Raw genomic sequence first — 19906 nt, forward strand, 5'->3', positions numbered from 1 at the left:
GACAGTCGCTGCGTCGCCGACTCAGGTGCGGAGGAGCTCACCAGCACGCCGGACGACAGGTGGTGCGGCGGCCGCGAGGCGGTTTGCGACGGCGTACTGCGCGTAGAGATCAGATCCGTCGGCGCCACTGGGGTTCTCGTCGGCGATCCTGTCGGCGTTCCGGATCGGGGTGTGAACGGAGCCGGCGAGGCGACGCGCGATGGGTTCCGGGGACGTACCGAGGAGCGCCCGGAGCCCGTCTACCGCAGCGGCCCGTTCGGCGGCGATCGGGTCCACCGACTCCGGCACGCCGTACGCGCCGTCCGAGGCGGCGTTCTTCGCGTCAGTGACTGCGCGGTCCGCCGTCAACGCACCTAACGCGGGGATAACGGCGCCGACCTTGCGGCCGGCATCGCGGCGCTCGACGGCGTTCTGCGCGCTCGCCCACCGATTTTTCGACAGCTCCCTGAGTAGCTTTTCGCCGGGAGTGTTCGAGAGCTCCCGCTTGATATCGCTCGTCAGCGCTTCCCAGTCGGGCCGCGTCGCGTGCGACGCGATGTCGTCGGTGAGCGTCGCCGCGACGCTCGCGAAGTGCGCTCCGTACTCACGCGGGTCGTCAAGCGTCGATGCGTACCGCTTGTAGAGCCGGCGGGCGTCAGCGGCATACGCCCGCCCCCACTCGGCGTTCTGCGCGAGCTCGGCGACGTGCAAGACTGCGTTCTCGTACTCGCGGCGCGACTCCGGGTCGGTGAGTCTGACACCCGTATACCCCCAGTCGGTAATGCGGGCATGCTCGACGAACGCCGCCGTCGGGTCGTCCGGTGGACCGACGTGTGAGTAGTCGGTGAGGAACGACTCGGCGTCAGCGTGGTCCCGCTCTCGACGCGTGCTGACGTCTTCCGCGGTGAGTTCATCACGGAACGCGGCGAGGCCGGCATCGACGAACATAGCCTCCGAGCGCGGATGCGTGAGCCCCTCAAGCGCCTCACTCCGACTCTCTCCGGAGTCCTCCGGGGAGAGCGCCGATCGCGCGGACTCGCGTTCGCGGGCGAGCTCGTCTCGGACGACGGCATTCGGGATCTGCGAGAGATCCGTCCCGTCGAGGAGCAAGCGGATGCGGTCGCGTGCACTCGTGAGGTGTGCATCCGTCGGCTGAACCGGTGTCGCCGGAGGTACTCGCGGGATAGCGCCCGGCAGCGCGGCGATGGCCGACTCGTCGTACTCGACGGTCGTCTCGCCCGACAGCGGAGTAAGACCGTTACACCCCGAAAGCGTGCCCGTGAGCGCGGTGCCGACGCCAGCGAGCACCGAGCGACGAGTCTCCCGACTCATGCCGGCTCACTCTCGTTGTACCGCGACGGGATCCGGCCACAGCTCCCACCGGTACCGATGGAGAGCCCGCTATACTCGTCGTCAGGAAACGGAAGTCGAACGGCGGCCGCGACGTGACCCCAGGCGTCGCGCTCGCAGTCAACCTCGGCGTCGCGGATCACGTGACAGAACTGAACGTCGGGGCTGCCGTCATCGTCTCTGGCGACGTAGTTCAACTGCAGTGTGTAGCAGTCACGAACGCGGGTCTGGTAGAGGAGGACCGATTCGCTCGCGTACGCTGTCTCCGAAATAAGGCGGCGGACGGCGGCGACGTTCGTGGCGTCGCCGGCAAACGCAACTGCCTCACTCCCGCTCTCGCTCCCAATAACGTGCGAAGTGAGCGGGTCAGACGCGGTGTCGTCGGCACTCTCGTCGGTATCGGTGGACTCACGCGGAGCGACGATCGGCGGCCGGTCGCTCGTTGAACGCGTCATGACGGCCGCGTGGTCGGTGACGATCGTCCCATCAGCTGGCGGTGATTGACGGCTTTCGGACCCGCTACAACCGGCGACCGACGCGGCGAGCCCGCTGCCGATACCGGCGAGAACGGCACGCCGAGACGGGGTGGAGGGCGAAAACATCGAGAATCGCTATACAACCAGACCGACAAGAAACCGACGGTCCACCGACCGGCGCTCCTCGTCGTTCCTCGATCAGACCAACACGGAACTGCTCTGGGTAGACGTTACAGCGCCCCTAACCCTCGCCCACGGGATCAAACCCCGCGTACCGACCGAGCCTTGTGAGACCGGCTCTCAAGCTTAACCAGCTCTTTGTGTTTTAGTAGTCTCTTTAACAAACCCTGGTGTAGGCTGACCCGAGAACGATGTACCTGCTGGAAACCATCTACCCGCTCGCGATAGCCACCGCGAACCTGGCTCTAGGCTGGGTCCTCTACCGCTTCTCTGAACCGGTGGTCGGCGGCCTGCTCGTCATACTCGGGTTGTTCGTCATACTCACGCTGATCGGAAGTACGCTCAGCAGACACCGACCACTACTCCGAGAACCGACGTGATTTTCTCCGAACTGTCGTCGTGACTCCCGACTCAGGATCCAACAAGGACCCCGCATAGCTCACGAGCGGATCGCCCAGCAAAGCGGCACGTGAGCAGCCGTGTCGACATCCGATTCCGGCTCTGTCGAAAGCTGAGAGATATCTCAACTCCAACCGGTCGCTAGCCCGCTCGACGGCCGTACCACGCGGCACTCGTTCAGGCGGTCAGTCGAGCCCCGATCAGTCCAGATTCAGCCGCACGTCACCCATCTGCTTCCCGCGGGCGACGAGCGTGGTGCCGTACTCGGTGCGTGTTCGACTCCACGCCGCGAGCGCGTCGTCGACCGATCCGTGGCTCGCAAGCGCGTCGACGAGCGCGGTCGCATCGCCGGCCGCCTTCGCCGTCCCGGCCGCCGTGTGCGGGCGGGCAACGAACGCGCCGTCACCGAGCAGACACGCCCGATCCGTGACCATCTTCGGTACCGTCAGGTCGTAAATCGCCTGCACGAAGAGATCCGGCGTCTCGTTGACCAGGGTCTCGAACACGGGCGGGAGCGTCGCTGCGCGCTCGCGCTGTCGGTGGCGAATCGGATCGCGCAACCGACCCGGTGGCACGGAGAACCGTCGTTCGGTATCGCTCGTGTCCGTGAATATCGCGCGCCGGTCCCGCCCGTCGAACGTGTCGTACCACACCCAGTTGAGCCGACGCGACCCCGGTGCCGTCTCGCCGTCCGGGCCCGGAATAAAGTACGCGAGAACGAGCTGATCGGCCCCCTGGTAGAACGTGAACGTCTCGTCGAACGTCTCGACACACGCGGCCGGGAGGCCCGCTTCGTCGACGACGCCACGCCACGCGACGTAGGACGCGAACTCCGGTTCCACGCTGGGATGTAGCTGCGCACGCGTCGTCGACTGACCGCCCTCCGCGGCGACCACTACGTCCGCCGTCCGTTCCGTCCCGTCATCGATCGTGACGGTCGCCGTCTCGGGCGTCACGCCTGTGACCGCTGTCCCCGTCCGGTACCGCTCGTCGGGGAAGGCGTCGCGGAGCTGTCGATAGAGCGCGTCCCACGACGTGAACACCATCGTCTCGGACACGGCGCGCTCGACGTCCCCGCTCTCCGTGAGAAACCGGCGCTCGTGAGACCGCGTCGTGATAGCCTCGGGGTCAACGATGCCGTGGTCGCTGAGAAACCGGCGGATGTTCTGTTGGGCGACGATCCCGCCGCCGCGGCTTTTGAGCGCCCCTGCCGACCGTTCGTAGATCGTCGGATAGTGGCCCGACCGCGCGAGCGAAATCCCCGTAAAGAGCCCGCCCATCGATCCGCCGGAGATGAGCACATCGAGACCGGAAACGGACTGATGAGACTGGTCTTGAGACACACCGGTCCGTTACCGCGTGACAGGTGAAAGCCTACGGGTCGATCGATGCCGCGCGGCTTCTCGCGGCGGTTGCCGCTTCACCACATTCGCGGTGTCTAGGCCCTCCCGCGATCGGGTGTCGGAAACTCCTCGGCGATACCAACATCGTGTCCGGCGGCGTACCCGTTCAACTTGGCCGCGATCGGCGACTCGCGCAACTCGTCGTCGCCGTATCCCGCTTTCAAACGCGTCCATGAACGAGGAGACGGACGAGTCACCGGGTTACCGTCCGGTGAGTTCGGTTGCCCTCGGGACACAGCGGTTACGGATCGGGAGCGTCGTCCGACGGCGTATGGCTATATACCGGTCTATAACGGTAGCAACTGCTACCGCTCGATAGTGCCACCACGGGAGTAGAACGTATCAGTACACTAACCTATTATAAACCTGTTTAATTGAGCTGTACCTGGAATCACCTGATGTCACGTGCTTCGGGGCGTCAGGCGGACGCGGTATCACGCCGAAAGTATCTGCTCACGACGGCCGCCGTTGGGGCGGCCGGTCTCGCTGGGTGCAGCGGTACCGGGGATAACGATAGCGACGGCGGCGACGGCAGCGACGGCGGCAGCGGGGGCGAGGAGGGGAACACGATGGACTCCGGCTCGTCGGCTCCGGCGACGGTGACGGCCGAGGGGTCGTCAACGGTGTACCCCATCTCGAACAAGGGGAGCTCCTACTGGAACTCGAACTCGCCGGCGAGCGACGGCGAGTACTGGGGAGCCAACGACGAGTCGTCGGTCGCCGGGTGGGACCAGATCGAGACCGACCAGAACATCGCCGACTACTTCGCCAGCCTGTACGGCTTCGAGCCGACCGGCGAGCGGTCGAATCCGCCGTTCGCGACCCGCGTCGCGCTGAGCCACTCGGGGACCGGCTGCGAGGCGGTCCGAGACGGGCTCGTCGACATCGGGAACTCCTCCGGGCCGATCACGGCCGAACTGGACATCAGCGAGGAGCAGCGCGACGAGAACTACGTCGACCACGTCGTCGGCCGCGACGGCCAGCCGGTGTTCGTCAGTCAGGCGATCTACGACGCCGGCGTCGAACAGCTCACCGGCGAGCAGATCCGCGGCATCTACCAGGGCGATATCACCAACTGGAGCGAGGTCGGCGGGCCCGATCAGGAGATCTACGTGGTCGGCCGCGCCGAGGGCTCCGGGACGGACACCTCCTTCCGCCTGAACATGCTCGGCGACGCCGACGCCCCGATGGACGTCGACACGCGCCTCGGGCAGAACCAGCAGGTCCAACAGGTCCTCCAAGACAACGACAACGCCATCGGCTACATGGCGCTGGCGTTCTCCGGGTCGGGGATCCAGGCGATCGCGATCGACTTCGAAGGCACCGTCTTCCGCCCGGACCCCGACGCCGAGAACACCATCTTCGACTCCGAGTACCCGCTGAACCGGGACCTGCACATGTACACTCGGATCAACGAGGAGACGCCCGAGGGGACGGACATGCGTGAGGCCGCGTTCCTCAACATGTTCCTGACTGAGTTCGGCCAGAAGACGTTCGTGGAGGACGTCAACTACATCACGCTGCCGACGTCCGACATCGAGGCCGAGCGCGAGAAGCTCCCCGATCAGGCCTAGGTCTGCGGTCGCGCAGACGCTCGCTTCGCGGCCCGACCCCATTATATGTCACTCACTACCCCTCAAACCGATTGGCGCGCGAGCATCGAGCGACGGCTGACGAGAACGCGGGAGTTCGTCGACGATACGGACCCGGAGGCGCTGGCGGTGGTCCTCGCCTCGATGGGGTCGCTACTCGCCGCGTTCGTCGGGTTCCTGCTGGCGTCGCCGTGGACCGCCGTTCCGCTCGGCGCGTTCCTGATCGCCACCGGCTACGGCTGGGCGCGCCACCAAGCGCTCGTCGCCCGCGCGGTCACGTTCGCGATGACGACGGTGACGCTCGTGACGCTCGGGCTCATCGTCGCCTTCATTTTCGCCGAATCGATCCCGGCGTTTCAGTACGAGACGGCGAGCGTGTTCGGCGTCTCCGTGCCCGGACTCGGGATGTTCGCACAGGCGCGCTGGGACGCCGTCTCGGAGCCCGTGCGCTACTCGCTGCTCCCGATGATCCACGGGACGGTGATGGTGACGGCCATCGCGACGCTCGTGGCGGCCCCGCTCGGCGTCGCCGCGGCGCTGTTCATCGCCGAGATCGCACCGCCGCGGGTCCGCGAGCTCGTCAAGCCGGGCATCGAGATACTGGCGGGCATTCCCTCTATCGTCTACGGCTTCATCGGATTCACCGTCATCAACCCGTGGGCGAGCGGGGCGTTCGCGCTCAACGGCGGCTCGACGTACCTGTTCGTCGGGATGGTCGTCGGGCTAATGGCGTTACCGACCGTCGTCTCCGTGGCCGAGGACGCGCTGACGAGCGTCCCGGACGTGATGAAAAACGGGTCGCTCGCCTTGGGGGCGACCGACTGGCAGTCGATGACCTCGATCACGCTTCCCGCGGCCTTCTCGGGCGTGTCGGCGGCCGTCCTCCTCGGAGTCGGGCGGGCCATCGGCGAGACGATGGCCGCGACGGTGATGCTGGCCGGCATTCCGCGGATCAGCGAGCCGCTCGTGAACGTCTTTTACGGCTACGAGACGCTCACCTCGCTCATCGCCCGCGGCTACGGCAGCGCGAACGGCGTCCACGAGAGCGCGCTGTTCGCCGCCGGCGTCGTTCTGTTCGTGACCGTGCTGTGTCTGAGCGTCGGTTCGCAGTACATCGAGGCGCGGATGCGTCGCCGCCTCGGGGGTGTCGAATGAGCCGCGCGACCCGGAGTGCGCTCGTCCGGGACGACCGCACGCTGTACGAGGCCGCCGCCGGGGCCGCGGTCGGGCTCTCCGGCGTCGCGTTCGCGGCCGGTCTGGCGGCGCTGTTGGGCGTCGTCGCGATCGACGATCCCGTCGCCGGCCTCGAACTGTCGGTCGTGTTCGGTGCGACGCTGCTCGCGCTGGGACTGGCGGTCGTCGGCTTCGGGGTCGCATCACGGCTCGAATACGTCGACGCGGCGCCCCAGCCCAGCGCGGGACTCGTCGCTGCGGCCGCGTTCACGGGGATCTGGTTCGCCGTGGGCGCGGTCGTTTCCGGAGCCGCCGGGCTCGGGATCGGCGCCCGGTTCGGGGCCGGAGCGGTCCTCGGCGGAATCGCGTTCGCGGCGACCGCGCTCCCCCGCGAAGACATCGGATCGACGGTCCCCGCGGGGGCCGTCGCCGGCCTCTGCGGGCTGTTCCTCGTCACGGGCGTCGTCGGCCCCGGATGGGAGCGGGCGCTCGCCGGGTACAACGCGACGCTGTTCGGCGACACCGTCGTTCCCGCAGTCGTGTTGTTCGCCTCGCTCGTGAGCGGCTGGAGCGCCGCGAAAGCGTACGGCGGGTTCGGCGCTCGGGGGCGGAACGTCGGCGCGTACGTGCTCATCTACCTCGTGGTCTGTTCGATACTAGCCGTGCTCGTCGGGCTCGTCGCGTTCGTCACGGTGAAAGGGCTCCCCGGGCTGTTCAACGGGTTCGGCGTCGGGGGTGCGGCTCTCATCAGCTGGCCGTTCCTGACCAACGGTGCCGGGCTGTTAGCCGACGTCGCGGGCGTGTTCCCCGCCCTCGTCGGAACGGTCTGGCTGGTCATCGGCGCCGTCCTCTTCGCCGTGCCGACCGGCGTCGGCGCCGCCGTGTTCCTCAGCGAATACGCCGAGCAGGGGCGGTTCACGGGCGCCGTCGAGGTGGCGACCAACGGCCTCTGGAGCACGCCGAGCATCGTGTTCGGCCTGTTCGGTGCCGCCTTCCTGATCCCGCGTTTCGGCAATCAGAAATCGCTGATCGCCGGGATGTTGACGCTCGGGTTCATGCTGTTGCCGCTGGTGTTGATCACGAGCCGAGAGGCGATACTCGCGGTGCCCGACGAGTACCGCGACGCCAGCGCGGCGCTCGGCGTCTCCAAGTGGCAGACGATCCGGAGCGTCGTCCTCCCCGCGGCGATCCCGGGAATCACCACCGGCGTCATCCTCGGCGTCGGCCGTATCGCCGGCGAAACTGCACCGATCCTGCTGACGATGGGCGGTGGCGTCCTCCCGGCGAAGTCGGCCGCGCCCGACGTGCTGGGCGGCTTCCAACTGAGCGGGTCCCCGCCGTTCGTCAGCAATCCCGCGCTGCTGGAGGCGACCAGCGCGCTGCCGTACCAGCTGTACGCGCTCATCACGGCGGGCCTGAGCGGGAACATCCAGAGCCCGCAGGAGTACGCGTGGGGACTGGCGCTGACGCTGCTGCTCGTCGTGCTGGTCTTTTACGCCATCGGCATCGCGACGCGCTACTACTTCAGACGGAAACTCCACCAATGAGTCAGACAGACACCGCAGAGATCGCGGCGAACCGCACCGACGGCCAGGGGGTCTCCACGACCGCCGGCGAGACCGTCGAGGAGACGCGTCCCGAGTGGACGCGCTACGAGGCCGGCGGCGAGACGAAACTCGCCGTCGAGGACCTCGACGTCCACTACGGCGACGACCACGCGCTGAAGGGCGTCTCGATGGATATCCCCGAGCGGAGCGTCACAGCGCTCATCGGTCCGTCCGGATGCGGGAAGTCGACGTTCCTCCGGTGTCTCAACCGGATGAACGACCGTATCCGCGCCGCCAGCGTCGACGGGACGGTCGAGCTCGACGGGGAGGACGTCTACCAGGACGGCGTCGATCTCGTCGAGCTGCGCAAGCGAGTCGGGATGGTGTTCCAGAGTCCGAATCCCTTCCCGAAGTCGATCCGCGAGAACGTCTCCTACGGACCGCGGAAACACGGCGATATCGAGACCGGACTGCTCGCCAAGCTGACCGGCCGCGCGGAGCCCGACCGCGAGGAGGCGCTCGTCGAGCGGTCGCTCGAACGGGCCGCGCTCTGGGAGGAGGTGAGCGACCGGCTCGACGACAATGCGCTCGGGCTGTCCGGGGGCCAACAGCAGCGCCTCTGTATCGCCCGATGCCTGGCCGTCGACCCGGAGGTGATCCTCATGGACGAGCCGGCCTCGGCGCTCGACCCGATCGCCACCTCGAAGATCGAGGACCTCATCGAGGACCTCGCGCAGGACTACACGGTCGTCGTCGTCACCCACAGCATGCAACAGGCCGCCCGGGTCTCCGACCAGACCGCGGTCTTCCTGACCGGCGGCGAGCTCGTCGAGTACGACGACACGGACAAGATCTTCGAGAACCCCGAGAGCCAACGCGTCGAGGATTACGTTAGCGGGAAGTTCGGGTGATCGACGTGCCCCGCGAAGCGTACCGCGAGTCGCTGGACGAGCTGCGGGCCGATATCGAGTCGATGGCGAACGACGTGCTGGGTCAGCTCCTGCGGGCCCTCGACGCGCTCGAACGCGACGACCACGGGCTGGCTCGCGAGGTGATCGAGGGCGACGACCGAATCAATCACCGATACCTCGAGCTCGAAGGCGACTGTATCGACTTGATCGCGCTCCAACAGCCCGTCGCCTCGGACCTCCGCTTCGTCGCTGCGTCGTTCAAGATCCTCACCGACCTAGAGCGGATCGGCGACCTCGCGACGAACCTCGCTCGCTACGCCCTCGCCGGCAGCTCGGAAATCATCGCGGAAGTCCGCATTCAACAGATCGGCGAGACCGCTTATACGCAGGTCCGGGAGGCCATCGACGCGTACGTCGACGCCGATTCCGAGGCGTGCCGAGCGATCGCCGACCGCGACGACGAACTCGATGCGGCGTGTCAGAACGCCAGCGAAGCCGTCGTGCGCGAGCTGATCGCCGGCGAATCCGACCGCTGGGAGATCGAACGACTGCTCGACGCCGTGTCACGGTTGCTGCTCACGATCCGCGACCTCGAACGAGTCGGCGATCACGCCGTCAACATCGCTGCGCGCGCGCTGTACATGAGCGACGGCGATCCAGAGCTGATCTATTGACCATGGAGACCAGGAAGCTACAGGAGGTCGGCGGCGGCACGTTCACCGTTTCGATTCCGAAGGGCTGGGCGACGAACCACGGCTTCGAGGTCGGGATGGAACTGCGGCTGTACACGCATCGCGACGGGTCGATCCTCATTCGATCCTCGGACGCGGACGTCGACTGTTTGGACGAAGCATCGGTCGAAACCGACGGCGACGGTACCGAAACCGTCAGGCGCGCCGTCCGAACGGCTCACGCGATCGGGTTCGAGACGATAACGCTGCGTCGGGCGAACAGCTTCTCCGACGCGGAGCGCAACGCCGTGCGGTCGACGGTTCGGGATCTGGTCGGGACGAACATCCTCAGTGAATCGAACGCGGAGATCACGATCAGACACCTCTTGGACACGTCGTCCGTCTCAGTCCGGCAGTCGATAGTCCAGCTCCAGTACGTGGTCGTTTCACTCCTCCGTGACGCGACCGCCGCGTTCGTTGACGCCCCCGACACACACGCACGAATTCGTGACCGCGCTGACGAGGCGCGCCGCTCCGCGGAGATGGTCACGCGACACTTCTCGCGGTCACTGGTCTCGCACGCCGAGCTCGACGCGCTGGGCGTCGCTCGCCCCGAGCTGTTCGCCTACTACGCTCTCGCCAATCGCCTGGAAACCGTCGCCGATCAGGCCGTCGGGATCGCCACCACCGGGCAAAAACTCCCCGAGCCGCCCGCAGACGAGGTGGCCGCAGACGTATGCACCGCGGCCGACGACGTCGCGGGCGCCGTAGACGACGCGGTAACCGCTGTCCTCGACAGGGACAGAACGACGGCGCAACGGGCGAGAGATCAGTATGACGAGGCCGTCGAGCGTATTGAGACGGTCGAACAACGGTTGTATAACGAGTCCGTTTCCGACTCGGTGCCCGCGGCAGTCGCGCTGTCGAACGCGCTCTCTCACCTGCAACGGGCGGCTGACTGCGGTCGCTACATGGCCGATATCGCTGCGAGAACCGCGATCCGGGCCGAAAACATCGACATCTGACGGTTCGAGGGAGACAACCGATAATCTCGCTTCGGGGACGGCGGTCGCTACTCGATCGCCGGCCGGTGTTTCTCGGCAACGGCTTCGACCTCGGCCCATGGGACCGGCGGCTCCATCTCTTCGAGCGCCTCGTCGAGCGCCGTTAGTTGGTCGTCGAACCGATCGATCCACGCCGGTTCGGCGCACGCGGTGAGTCGCTCGCCGACCGCCTCGTGGCTGGCTTGAGCCGCTTCGATCCTGTGATCGATGTCCGACGGCGGCATCTCACCGACGCGCTCGGCCCAGGTTCGAAGCGTCTCCAGCTCGGCTTGGAGATCCGTGGTCATCAACGCCACGACGCGGTGCCGAACCATCGCTGTGGCCCACGCCCGTGCCGGATCGTGCTCGGGACCGCTGTGGTCGCCAGCGAGGGTTTCGGCGACGTCGTCGAGCTCGTCCACAGACTCTGCGAGTGCATCGATGTCGGCGGTGAGTTCCTCGATGCGCCGATCGGCGTCACCGAGCCACTCCTCGAACGACTCGAGCTCGAACTGGAGGTCATCGGCGGCGCGTTGGACCTCGGTAGCAGCGTTCGTCACCCGTCTGATCCGTCGGGCAATCTCGTAGAGATCGCCGTCCGCCTTCATCGCGAGTACCTCCTGTACGGCCTCCCCGAGGTTGTCTGCCCTATTATTGATCGCGGTGAGCCGTGCATCGAAGTCGTCGATGCGCGCCGCCACGAGATCCAGATCCGAGACCGGAGTGGCCGTCGCCCGTGCGCTCTCCAGCTTGTCGGCCGCGAGCTCGACTCGCGTCTCGGCGGTCGTCACCACCATCGACGCGTTCGCGACCGCGTCATCGACGGCTGTCCGGCGGACGATGCCATCCTGCGCAACGATCGCGAGTGTCTCTCGGACCTTGTCGGACTGCTCCTCGCCACCAGTAACGCCGGTAGCCGCTCGTTCGACAGGCAGTCCGTCGAGGCTCACCGAGTCGTCGTCGGATTCCGCTTCGGTCATGCGTCCCATTTTTGCGTGGTGGTTCGGTAGAGATCTGCCGGCATCGGGCACTCGTCGTTTGAGTTACTCCGCATTCGCGTCACTCCGCGGACGCGGTTTCCGACAGGAGCTCATCGAACAGGGCGACGACGCGGTTCTCGATCTCGTCGCGAATCTCGCGTACGTCCTTGAGCGACTGCCCGTGCGGATCGTCGAGTCCCCAATCGCGGCTCTCGCCGTTCCACGTCGCCGGGCAGACGTCCGACGCCGAACACCCCATCGTGACGACCAGATCGACCGCCCGCAGTTCGTCGGGCGTCACCTCTCGCGGCGTTCGGTCGCCGAGTTCGACGGACAGTTCACGCATCGCCTCCACGACGACATCGTGAACGTGGTCGGCGGGCCGTGTCCCGCCGGTGATGATCTCGATCCGATCGCCCGCGTCGCGGTCGTCACGTTCGCGCTCTGCGAACGCCGCCGCCATCTGGCTCCGTCCTGCGTTCTGGACGCAGACGAACGCGATCCGGTTGTCCGGCTGAGCGCTGTGATTGGTCACGAGTGGGTATGCAGGAGGAATCACCATAATCGTTGCTTGGGACCGGTATTGAGGGGTATAGAGCGCTATAGTGATCTAAACACCGTTCCCGGCACCGTCCGAACGGCGACCGGTTTCCTCCGGAACGCCAGGCACGACGCTGGGCGACTACCCCGAACGCCGCACGCGACACGCCGTGCACCTCGAGGGGCCGGAGGAAACGGACGACCTCGCTTCGCCCGAGACCGGCGATCGCGCGACGAGGGACCCCGTTATCCCGGGCCGAGCGTGGCGATGTCGGCTCCGACAGCGGCCCGAGCGTCGGCCGGATTCGGCTCGTGATCGGCGAGGTGCGTCCACTCGCACGCCGACAGCGCGGACAGGTGATCCAGGATCGCCGGTCGATACGGCGCCGCCGCGGCGACGCCGTCGCCGTCCCGCCAGATATCGTTGATCACCGTCATCGAATCGATGCGTATCTCCACCGCGGTCGGGTCACACCGCGAAACGAGCGCCTCCAATCCGAGGTGAAGCGCGGCGTACTCCGCGGTGTTGTTCTCCGCTCTCGACCCGACCGGCCGCCCCAACTCCGCGAACGACTCGCCGTCGGCCCGGAGGACGGCTCCCGCGCCGGCCGGTCCGGGGTTCCCGCGCGAACTCCCGTCGACGTACAGCACGACGTCGCTCCCACCGGAATCGCAGCACCGTTCTCCGACAGACGGCGGATCCCCGGCGAGTATCTCGTCGACTGCCGTTCGGATCTCGCCGTCAGTCGTCTCCGGGTCGAACAGTCCACCGAACCCGGCGACGGCCGCATCGATCGCGTCGATCGCGGGCCGTATCTCGTACTCGTGTAACGCGAGCACCGCGTCGACGCGACTGGCAAGCGGCGACAGCGTCGCCGTCGGTAAGCGGTCCATCTTAGCCGCCGATCCGCCCCCATCGTTCTCGCCGGTTCATCAGTGTACTCACATTAGTCAGAACGGACAAAAGTACGTGGGTCCCGACCCTGCAGACCGAGTTCGGCACCTCGTCTCGCCGCGCTCGCCGCCCTAGTACCGGGTCGAATACCGACGCCCGGTGGCGTCGGTCACGGCCAGAGACCGCGAATCTCGTGGGCCTCCGCGACCCGTTCGAGCGCGACGATATACGCCGCGTCGCGCCACGTCACGTCACGGGTCTCGAACTCCTCGCGGACGTCTTGCCAGGCCGCCAGCATCTCCGTTTCGAGCTCGTCGTGAACGCGGTCCAGCGACCACGCGCGCCGATTGATGTCCTGGAGCCACTCGAAGTAACTCACCGTCACGCCGCCGGCGTTGGCCAGAATGTCCGGGATCACCGGGAGGTCCCGCTCGGCGAAGACCGCGCTCGCCGCGCTCGTCGTCGGTCCGTTCGCTCCCTCGATAACGATGTCGGCGGCGACGTCGTCGGCGTTCTCCGCCGTCAGGACGTTTCCGATCGCCGCCGGAATCACCACGTCCACGTCGAGCTCCAGCAGCTCGTCGTTGGTCAGCGTCTCCGGGGCGCCGTGCCCAAGCACCGCCTCCGGCTCTTCGTCGTGCGAGGGAATCGCGTGCGTGTCCAACCCGTTCGCGTCGTAGATGCCGCCGTTGACGTCGCTCACGGCGACGACGCTCGCCCCCCAGTCGTCGAGTAACTTCGCCGCGTTCGCCCCGACGCTCCCGAAGCCCTGCACGGCGACCGAGGTCGACGCGATCTCCTTGTCGTAGTACGCGATCGCCTCGCGGGCGATGATAGCGACGCTCCGGCCGGGCGCCGAATCGCGTCCCTCGCTCCCGCCGACGACGGGCGGTTTCCCCGTGACGACCCCCGGGATCGTCTCGCCCTCTTGCATCGAGTAGGCGTCCATCAGCCACGCCATCGTCTGCGGATCCGTCCCCATGTCGGGCGCGGGGATGTCTTTCGTCGGGCCGATGACGGACCGGATTTCGTCGGTGAACCGGCGCGTCAGCTGTTCCTTTTCGGACTCGCTGAGGTCCTTGGGGTTGACCGCGATCCCGCCTTTCGCACCGCCGAAGGGGATATCCATCACGGCGCACTTCCACGTCATCCACATCCCGAGTCCGACGCACTCCTCGCGCGTCACGTCGGGGTGATACCGAAGCCCGCCCTTGAACGGGCCCCGGACGCTGTCGTGTTGGGCGCGATACCCCGTGTACAGCTCTACCTCGCCGCTTTCGCGTTCGATCGGAACGGTAACCTCGTGGACGGTTTTCGGGTGCTCGAGCCGCTCGATGATGTTCTGATCGACGTCGAGGTGATCGGCGGCCTGCCGGAGCTGGCGGCGCGCCGTCTGCAACGCGGACTCCGGTTCACTCGGCTCCTCGTCCCGTGTCGCTGATGTCGAGGCCATCGTCATTCGACCGGCATGCGGCGGTTTCGCATCTCACCGCCGCAGTCGGGACACGTGCCGGGACTCGTTTCCGAGAGCACGACGTTTCCGCACTCGAAACACTCGTAGGGCGATTCCGCGGCCGAATTTTGGGTGGCGTCTCTCATGGTAACCGAGAACGCCGGCGGTCTCTCGCCGGGCACTCTACTCACACAGAGTGGCCGTACGGGGGAATACTCGGTAGTTGAGCATGAAGCAGAGCGATTCGATGGAAGGTTTATAATTCAACCCATAGGTACCGAGGAGGCAATCATCCACCCGCCGGCCGGCAGTGTTTCGTCTCCGTCAGGTGCCGTCGGCGGACTGCGTAACGACGGGCGAGTGGTCGTCGATCAGCGACGTGAACAGCTTCCGCTGTGCGGTTCGGATATGTTGATAGAAGGCCTGGGGAGAGATGTCCAGCGAGTCCGACACGGCCTCCCCGGTCGCCTCCCGCGGGGACTCGAAGAACCCGCTGTAGTACGCCGTCTCCAGCACCTCTAGTTGTCTGTCGGTCAGTTGGTCGAGCACCGACGCGTAGAGCCCGTGTTCGGACGCCTGTTCCCGCGTCTGCTTCGACGTGAGCGCGACGTCGCGAAACCGCTCGCTGACGAACCGAGTGACGTGCCTGACCTCGACGCCCTGGGAGATGTCAATAACCAGCTCCGTGTCCGTCTGCGTAGCGGTCGCACCCCGAAGGACGGCGCCGTGATCGGCGAGCTCCGTCGCGAGGAACGGCTCGGACAACCGGAGTCGCACCACGCCGCCGGAGTCACCGCCGCGAATGCGCTGTACGCCCTCAACGACCCGGAGGCCGTTCGCCGCGTCGACGACGGCGTCGAGCGGCGCGTCGTCGACGGTGACGAAGACGTAGTTGCCGCTGGCGGTCTGTTGGACGCCGCCTTCGTAGGTGAGCGTGCAGTCTGCGGCCGCCGCCAACTGCGTCAGCACGAACGACGGATCGGTGACCGCGTACTCGACCCGGGTCATCGACGTGGTGAGCAGCGCCCGCTTGCGCTCGCTCGCGCTGATGGCGGCGGCGATCGTCTCTCCCAGCTCCGCGAACACGGACCGGATGGTCTCACCGAAGGCGTCCGGCGTGGTCGCGTACACCGTCAGGACGCCGTACGAGAGGTCGTTGTACACCAGCGGGACGCTCAGCGCGGAGAGCAGGTCGCGCGAGATCGCGTCCTTGCGCCACGAGGCCGCGCGGAGGTCGGCCGCGACGTTCGAGACGAGCGTCATCGCTCCGGTCGCCGCGGTCCGGCCCGCGGGCTCGACGTTCTCAGCGGCCACGGGGAACGATTGCGTGTCGAGATACCCCTGATCGGTTCCGGCCCACGCCTGCGGCGTCACCGTCTCGCTCGGCCCGTCGAGCGTGCCGATCCAGGCGAACTGGAAGCGGCCGTCGGCGGTGAGGCGGTCGCAGACGGTGTGGTCGATCTCCTCTCGGGTCTCGGACTGCACGAGCGCCTGATCGATCTCGCGGATAGTCTCGTTGATCTGGTTGAGCGCGGTGAGCTGGTCGTTCTGTCGCTGGAGCTCGCGGTCCTGTTCGCGGAGCTGCGACTCGCGGTCGACGCGGTCGAGCGCCGCCTCCGCGGTCGCGGCGAGGAGGTCGGTGAGCTCTCGCGTGACCTCGTCGAATGCGCCGACCTCCGTCGAGCCGACCACGAACACGCCGTGGTTGCCGAGCGGGACGTACGCCGCGCTCCGGAGGTCGGTCGCGACGTTCGCGAGGCGGTCCGCGTCGTGGACGTCCGCGAAGAAGCCGGCGTCGTTCTCGACGAAGCTGTGGCTCACGAGGTCGTTCCCGTCGGCGTGAACGGCTGGCAGCGGACCGTGGGCGTTCCGCATCGCCTGCGAGTGGACGACGGGCTGGAGATGGTTGTCGTCGGCGTCGAAGAGGTAGACGGCGCTCGCGTCGAGGCCAAGGACGTCCGCGGTGTCGTCGACGACGTGCTGGGCGATCTCCTGGTGCGTCTCGGCGTAGAGGAAGTCCCGTGCGGTCTCTTGGAGAGCGGCCAGGGACCGTTCGCGCTGCTTCCGTTTCGTGATGTCCCGACAGCTGTACAGCAGCGTCCCGTCCTGAATAGCGACCTCGCGGACGTTCACCAACAGCGTGTGTTCGCGGCCGGCCTTGTCCGTCGCCGTCGTCTCGATGTTCTTCAAGACTCCCTCATCAGCGAGCCGCTCGCGGTCGAAGAGGTCCTCGCCGAGCAGGTCCTCGATCGTTCCGAGCTCCCGGATCTCGTCGGCGGTGTACCCGAAGATGAAGTGCGCGTTCGGGCAGACGTACGTGTACTCACCGCCCTCGTCGGTCATGAGGACGGTATCGGTCATGTTGTTGAGCGTGACGCGGTGGAGCTCCTCGGAGCGCCGGAGCTCCCGTTCGAGGTCGACGCGGTCGGTGATTTCGACGCTGTCGACGATGATCGAGACGAGCTCGCCGCGCCCGTCGGTGACCGGCTGGACGGAGAGCTCCAGAACGCTGGAGCCCGTCGCGGCGTCCTGGATGACGACGGCGTGCCCGAACTCGCCGTCTCCGGCCGCGTCCACGAGCCGGCGGACGTCGTCCCTCGTCTGGCCGTCGTCGGGCCACCAGGGAAGCGTCCAGAACGGGTCGCCGACGACGGCGTCGGCGTCCGTGTCCACCATGTCGCGGGCGGCCTGGTTGACGCGTGTCAGCGTCCCGTCGGGGTCGAGCACCCACGTCGCGGACCTGGTATCGTGGAAGATGGCGTCGAACTGTCGCGCACGCTCTCGCTGCGTGGCCGAGCGCTGGGCCCGCCGGAGCGCCCGCTCGGTTCGCCGCAGCGCGTCGGTGACGGTGTCGTCCGACGGATCCGTGACGGCGATGTAATCGGTGACGCCGGCCTCGATCGCCTCGCTGGCGAGGCGTTCGCTGCCGTCGGCCGTCCCCAGAATCACCGGGAGCGACGCGGACGTATCGCGGATGCGGCGCACGAGGTCGACCCCCGTCGTTCCGGCGAGGCCGTCGTCCGTGACCACGCAGTCGACGGTCGTCTCGCGGAGCTTCTCTTGTGCCGCCGACCCCGTCGACACCTCGTGGACCGTCGCGTCGAACTCCTCTCGGAGCGCGGCGGCGTACGACGTTATCCACGGCGTGTCGCCGACGACGACGACGGCGGACGTGTCGAGGACGCTACGTGTCTCGGCGTTCATGTGGTGAGTCGAAGGCGCCAATCACGGAGTTCGGTACCACGCGCGATGGGCTGTCGATGCCATCAGGTACTCGATAGACAACTAAAACCCCTGTTATTTAGTATTCAACCCCACTCGCTCGAACTTCGGAGACGGCGTGGACACCCGGGCGCAGCAGACGTTCACCCGAGCGCAGCGGACGTTCACCCGAGCGCAGCGGACGTTCACCCGAGCGCAGCGGACGTTCACCCGAGCTCAGCGGACGTTCACCCGAGCGCAGCGGACGTTCACCCGAGCTCAGCGGACGTTCACCCGCTCTCGTCGGTCGTGGTTCGGCGGTGGTGGCGTCGCAGCACGCCGACTTTGTTCGCGACCGTCGCCGACAGGTCTCGGAACGCTTCCGCGGTCTCACCGGCGTCCCGGCCGACGATCGGCTCGCCGGCGTCGGCGCCCGCGCGGATCGCCGGGTCCAGCGGAAGCGACCCGAGGTACGGGACGTCGACCGCGTCGGCCAGCGCACGGCCGCCGTCCTCGCCGAATATCTCGTGCGCGTCTCCGCAGTTCGGACAGACGAAGCCGCTCATGTTCTCGACGACGCCCAACACGTTGGTCTGGTACTCACCGAACATCTCGATACCCCTGCGGGTGTCGCCCACCGCGACGGACTGCGGCGTCGTGACGACGACGGTCCCCGTGACGGGTAAGTGCTGAAGCACCGTCAGCTGGACGTCGCCGGTTCCCGGCGGGAGGTCGACGACGAGGTAGTCTAACGACCCCCACGACACGTCGGCGAACAGGTCGGTGAGGGTGTTCTGGGCGACCGGGCCGCGCCAGACCACCGGATCGTCGTCTTCGATCATCAGCCCGACGCTCATCAGTTTCAACCCGTGGGCGGTCGGCGGCTCGATCCGCTCCTCGCCGTCGACGGTCGTCACGTCGGGGTCGGTGTCGGCGCCGAGCATCTGCGGGACGTTCGGGCCGTAGACGTCGGCGTCGAACAGTCCGACGTTCGCCCCGCGGTCGGCGAGGCCGGCGGCGAGGTTGACGGCGACGGTGCTTTTCCCGACGCCCCCTTTTCCGGAGGCGACGGCGATCACGTTTTTGACGCCCGGCAGAACCGACGACTCGGCGGAATCGAACAGCGGCACGTTCGCCGACAGCTCGACGTCGATCCCCGCCTCGTCGGCGACCTCGCGGACGCGCTCCGCGATGGCGGCCTCGTCCGGGGCGTGCGGCGCGCCGAGCGCGAGCTCGACGGCGGCGGTCCCGTCGTCGACGGAGATGTCCGTGACGAGTCCGGCGCTGACGATGTCGGTATCGAGCGCCGGGTCGTCGACGGCGCGGAGGCGATCACGGAGGTCGTCGTCTGCGATGTCTGTCGTTGTTGGTGGCATCTGTTGAGTGGTTACGAGGGTGTGGTTTCGGACGGCTGCGGCTCGGTCTGTACGACTTCTCGCGCGTCCCACGCGGTGAACGTCCGGGCGAGCCGAGCGATCGCGGCGAAGACGCCTTCGACCGTGTCGCTGCTCGCGACGGCGGCTTCGAACCGGTCGATCCAGCCCAGACGGGAGAGCGTCCGGGACTGCAGCTCGCGGACCGCGCGGAGGTCCGCTTCGGTTCCCTCGCCTTCGAGGAGAGCCGCCTCTCGCTCGCAGAGCGCGCGCATGAACTCGAAGCAGGCGGCGACGTGGTCGGGGATCTCGTCCCCGCGCTCGGGCGAGAACCCGGCGGCTGCGTACAGCTTCGCCATGTCGGCCGCCGGATCGCCGAGGAGTTCGCCGGCCTCGCCGGCGGTGTGGTACCGCGAGTCCGACTCGAACGCCTCGCTCGGGTCGGTCGCGTGAGCGGACGCGAACGGCGGAACGTAGTGGGTCCCGGGAACGACGAACAGGTTGTCGTACCCGACGCCCAACGCGTCGGCGTCGTAGCCGTCGCCGCGCAGGTCCGCCGTCTCGATGTCGATCGGGAACACGTCGGCGACGGCCGCGAACGCCCCCCGGTCGAGCGCGGCGGCGGTCGTCTCCGTCTCGCCGTCGAAGGTCGCGGCCAACAGCCCGTACAGCCGAGCGCGGGCCGTGGCCATCGCGGCCTCCTCGCGGCCGTCGTCCGTGTCCGTGTGTTCGGACACGCG

18 protein-coding genes are annotated in these 19906 nt (G+C 67.3%); 7 read left to right on the plus strand and 11 right to left on the minus strand.

Going from position 1 to position 19906, the window contains the following annotated elements; genetic code table 11:
* Positions 1–21: 21 nt before the first annotated feature.
* Together Hrr1229_RS10590 and Hrr1229_RS10595 are read right to left on the minus strand one after the other, a co-directional pair.
* Positions 22–1311 (minus strand): hypothetical protein, encoded by a 1290-nt coding sequence (locus Hrr1229_RS10590; protein WP_123112928.1) that lies wholly within the window; start codon positions 1309–1311, stop codon positions 22–24.
* Positions 1308–1784 carry a hypothetical protein gene (locus Hrr1229_RS10595; RefSeq protein WP_148041747.1) on the minus strand — a complete coding sequence of 159 codons (477 nt, stop codon included), beginning with the start codon at positions 1782–1784 and terminating at the stop codon, positions 1308–1310. Before Hrr1229_RS10595 ends, Hrr1229_RS10590 begins: the two co-directional genes overlap by 4 nt.
* A 392-nt stretch (positions 1785–2176) precedes the next feature.
* Between Hrr1229_RS10595 and Hrr1229_RS10600 the strand changes: the two genes are divergently transcribed.
* The gene (locus tag Hrr1229_RS10600) at positions 2177–2365 is read left to right on the plus strand and encodes a hypothetical protein (RefSeq protein ID WP_123112926.1); all 189 of its coding nucleotides are present in this window, start codon (positions 2177–2179) and stop codon (positions 2363–2365) included.
* 219 nt (positions 2366–2584) lie between these two features.
* On the opposite strand, the gene Hrr1229_RS10605 is transcribed toward Hrr1229_RS10600, so the two are convergent.
* Complete coding sequence (locus Hrr1229_RS10605) at positions 2585–3727, minus strand: FAD-dependent monooxygenase (RefSeq protein WP_123112925.1); 1143 nt, start codon at positions 3725–3727, stop codon at positions 2585–2587.
* Positions 3728–4185: 458 nt separating this feature from the next.
* Here Hrr1229_RS10605 and Hrr1229_RS10610 point away from each other — a divergent pair, with 458 nt between their 5' ends.
* From Hrr1229_RS10610 to Hrr1229_RS10635, 6 genes are read left to right on the plus strand one after another with little or no spacing between them, the layout of a single operon-like run.
* Entirely contained in the window at positions 4186–5361 is a 1176-nt protein-coding gene (locus tag Hrr1229_RS10610; RefSeq protein WP_176329399.1) for a substrate-binding domain-containing protein, read from the plus strand.
* Positions 5362–5406: 45 nt separating this feature from the next.
* Positions 5407–6534: a phosphate ABC transporter permease subunit PstC gene (gene pstC / locus Hrr1229_RS10615; protein ID WP_123112924.1), complete on the plus strand. Its 1128-nt coding sequence runs from the start codon at positions 5407–5409 to the stop codon at positions 6532–6534.
* On the plus strand, positions 6531–8099 hold the full coding sequence (pstA, locus tag Hrr1229_RS10620) for a phosphate ABC transporter permease PstA (RefSeq protein ID WP_123112923.1): 1569 nt from the start codon (positions 6531–6533) through the stop codon (positions 8097–8099). The genes pstC and pstA overlap by 4 nt, the downstream gene beginning before the upstream one ends.
* On the plus strand, positions 8096–9010 hold the full coding sequence (gene pstB / locus Hrr1229_RS10625; RefSeq protein ID WP_123112922.1) for a phosphate ABC transporter ATP-binding protein PstB: 915 nt from the start codon (positions 8096–8098) through the stop codon (positions 9008–9010). Before pstA ends, pstB begins: the two co-directional genes overlap by 4 nt.
* Before the next feature lie 5 nt (positions 9011–9015).
* Complete coding sequence (gene phoU / locus Hrr1229_RS10630) at positions 9016–9684, plus strand: phosphate signaling complex protein PhoU (protein ID WP_123114858.1); 669 nt, start codon at positions 9016–9018, stop codon at positions 9682–9684.
* A gap of 2 nt (positions 9685–9686) precedes the next feature.
* A complete protein-coding gene (locus Hrr1229_RS10635) occupies positions 9687–10706 on the plus strand; it encodes an AbrB/MazE/SpoVT family DNA-binding domain-containing protein (RefSeq protein ID WP_123112921.1) in 1020 nt (339 codons plus the stop codon).
* A 47-nt stretch (positions 10707–10753) separates the two neighbouring features.
* On the opposite strand, the gene Hrr1229_RS10640 is transcribed toward Hrr1229_RS10635, so the two are convergent.
* The 8 genes from Hrr1229_RS10640 to Hrr1229_RS10675 form a co-directional block, all read right to left on the minus strand.
* Complete coding sequence (locus tag Hrr1229_RS10640; RefSeq protein WP_123112920.1) at positions 10754–11704, minus strand: halo transducer protein; 951 nt, start codon at positions 11702–11704, stop codon at positions 10754–10756.
* Between the two features lie 79 nt (positions 11705–11783).
* Positions 11784–12167 (minus strand): low molecular weight phosphatase family protein, encoded by a 384-nt coding sequence (locus tag Hrr1229_RS10645; RefSeq protein ID WP_255212585.1) that lies wholly within the window; start codon positions 12165–12167, stop codon positions 11784–11786.
* A 323-nt stretch (positions 12168–12490) separates the two neighbouring features.
* Positions 12491–13138, minus strand: coding sequence for a ribonuclease HI family protein (locus Hrr1229_RS10650; RefSeq protein WP_123112918.1), 648 nt, complete (start codon positions 13136–13138; stop codon positions 12491–12493).
* Between the two features lie 170 nt (positions 13139–13308).
* Entirely contained in the window at positions 13309–14598 is a 1290-nt protein-coding gene (gene gdhB / locus Hrr1229_RS10655) for a glutamate dehydrogenase GdhB (RefSeq protein ID WP_176329400.1), read from the minus strand.
* Entirely contained in the window at positions 14595–14738 is a 144-nt protein-coding gene (locus Hrr1229_RS10660; protein ID WP_123114856.1) for a rubrerythrin-like domain-containing protein, read from the minus strand. Before Hrr1229_RS10660 ends, gdhB begins: the two co-directional genes overlap by 4 nt.
* Before the next feature lie 178 nt (positions 14739–14916).
* The gene (locus Hrr1229_RS10665) at positions 14917–17796 is read right to left on the minus strand and encodes a bacterio-opsin activator domain-containing protein (protein ID WP_123112917.1); all 2880 of its coding nucleotides are present in this window, start codon (positions 17794–17796) and stop codon (positions 14917–14919) included.
* A gap of 287 nt (positions 17797–18083) precedes the next feature.
* On the minus strand, positions 18084–19169 hold the full coding sequence (locus Hrr1229_RS10670; RefSeq protein ID WP_176329401.1) for an Mrp/NBP35 family ATP-binding protein: 1086 nt from the start codon (positions 19167–19169) through the stop codon (positions 18084–18086).
* Positions 19170–19180: 11 nt separating this feature from the next.
* On the minus strand, positions 19181–19903 hold the full coding sequence (locus Hrr1229_RS10675) for a molecular chaperone TorD family protein (protein ID WP_255212484.1): 723 nt from the start codon (positions 19901–19903) through the stop codon (positions 19181–19183).
* Positions 19904–19906 lie beyond the last annotated feature (3 nt).

Source organism: Halorubrum sp. CBA1229, from assembly GCF_003721435.2.
In the GTDB taxonomy this organism is placed as follows: domain Archaea; phylum Halobacteriota; class Halobacteria; order Halobacteriales; family Haloferacaceae; genus Halorubrum.

Coding starts and splice junctions, on each gene's coding strand:
- Hrr1229_RS10590 (WP_123112928.1), bottom strand. CDS start 1,311: ATGAGTCGGGAGACTCGTCGCTCGGTGCTCGCTGGCGTCGGCACCGCG.
- Hrr1229_RS10595 (WP_148041747.1), bottom strand. CDS start 1,784: ATGACGCGTTCAACGAGCGACCGGCCGCCGATCGTCGCTCCGCGTGAG.
- Hrr1229_RS10600 (WP_123112926.1), top strand. CDS start 2,177: ATGTACCTGCTGGAAACCATCTACCCGCTCGCGATAGCCACCGCGAAC.
- Hrr1229_RS10610 (WP_176329399.1), top strand. CDS start 4,186: ATGTCACGTGCTTCGGGGCGTCAGGCGGACGCGGTATCACGCCGAAAG.
- pstC (WP_123112924.1), top strand. CDS start 5,407: ATGTCACTCACTACCCCTCAAACCGATTGGCGCGCGAGCATCGAGCGA.
- pstA (WP_123112923.1), top strand. CDS start 6,531: ATGAGCCGCGCGACCCGGAGTGCGCTCGTCCGGGACGACCGCACGCTG.
- pstB (WP_123112922.1), top strand. CDS start 8,096: ATGAGTCAGACAGACACCGCAGAGATCGCGGCGAACCGCACCGACGGC.
- Hrr1229_RS10635 (WP_123112921.1), top strand. CDS start 9,687: ATGGAGACCAGGAAGCTACAGGAGGTCGGCGGCGGCACGTTCACCGTT.
- Hrr1229_RS10640 (WP_123112920.1), bottom strand. CDS start 11,704: ATGACCGAAGCGGAATCCGACGACGACTCGGTGAGCCTCGACGGACTG.
- Hrr1229_RS10645 (WP_255212585.1), bottom strand. CDS start 12,167: ATGGCGGCGGCGTTCGCAGAGCGCGAACGTGACGACCGCGACGCGGGC.
- Hrr1229_RS10650 (WP_123112918.1), bottom strand. CDS start 13,138: ATGGACCGCTTACCGACGGCGACGCTGTCGCCGCTTGCCAGTCGCGTC.
- gdhB (WP_176329400.1), bottom strand. CDS start 14,598: ATGACGATGGCCTCGACATCAGCGACACGGGACGAGGAGCCGAGTGAA.
- Hrr1229_RS10660 (WP_123114856.1), bottom strand. CDS start 14,738: ATGAGAGACGCCACCCAAAATTCGGCCGCGGAATCGCCCTACGAGTGT.
- Hrr1229_RS10665 (WP_123112917.1), bottom strand. CDS start 17,796: ATGAACGCCGAGACACGTAGCGTCCTCGACACGTCCGCCGTCGTCGTC.
- Hrr1229_RS10670 (WP_176329401.1), bottom strand. CDS start 19,169: ATGCCACCAACAACGACAGACATCGCAGACGACGACCTCCGTGATCGC.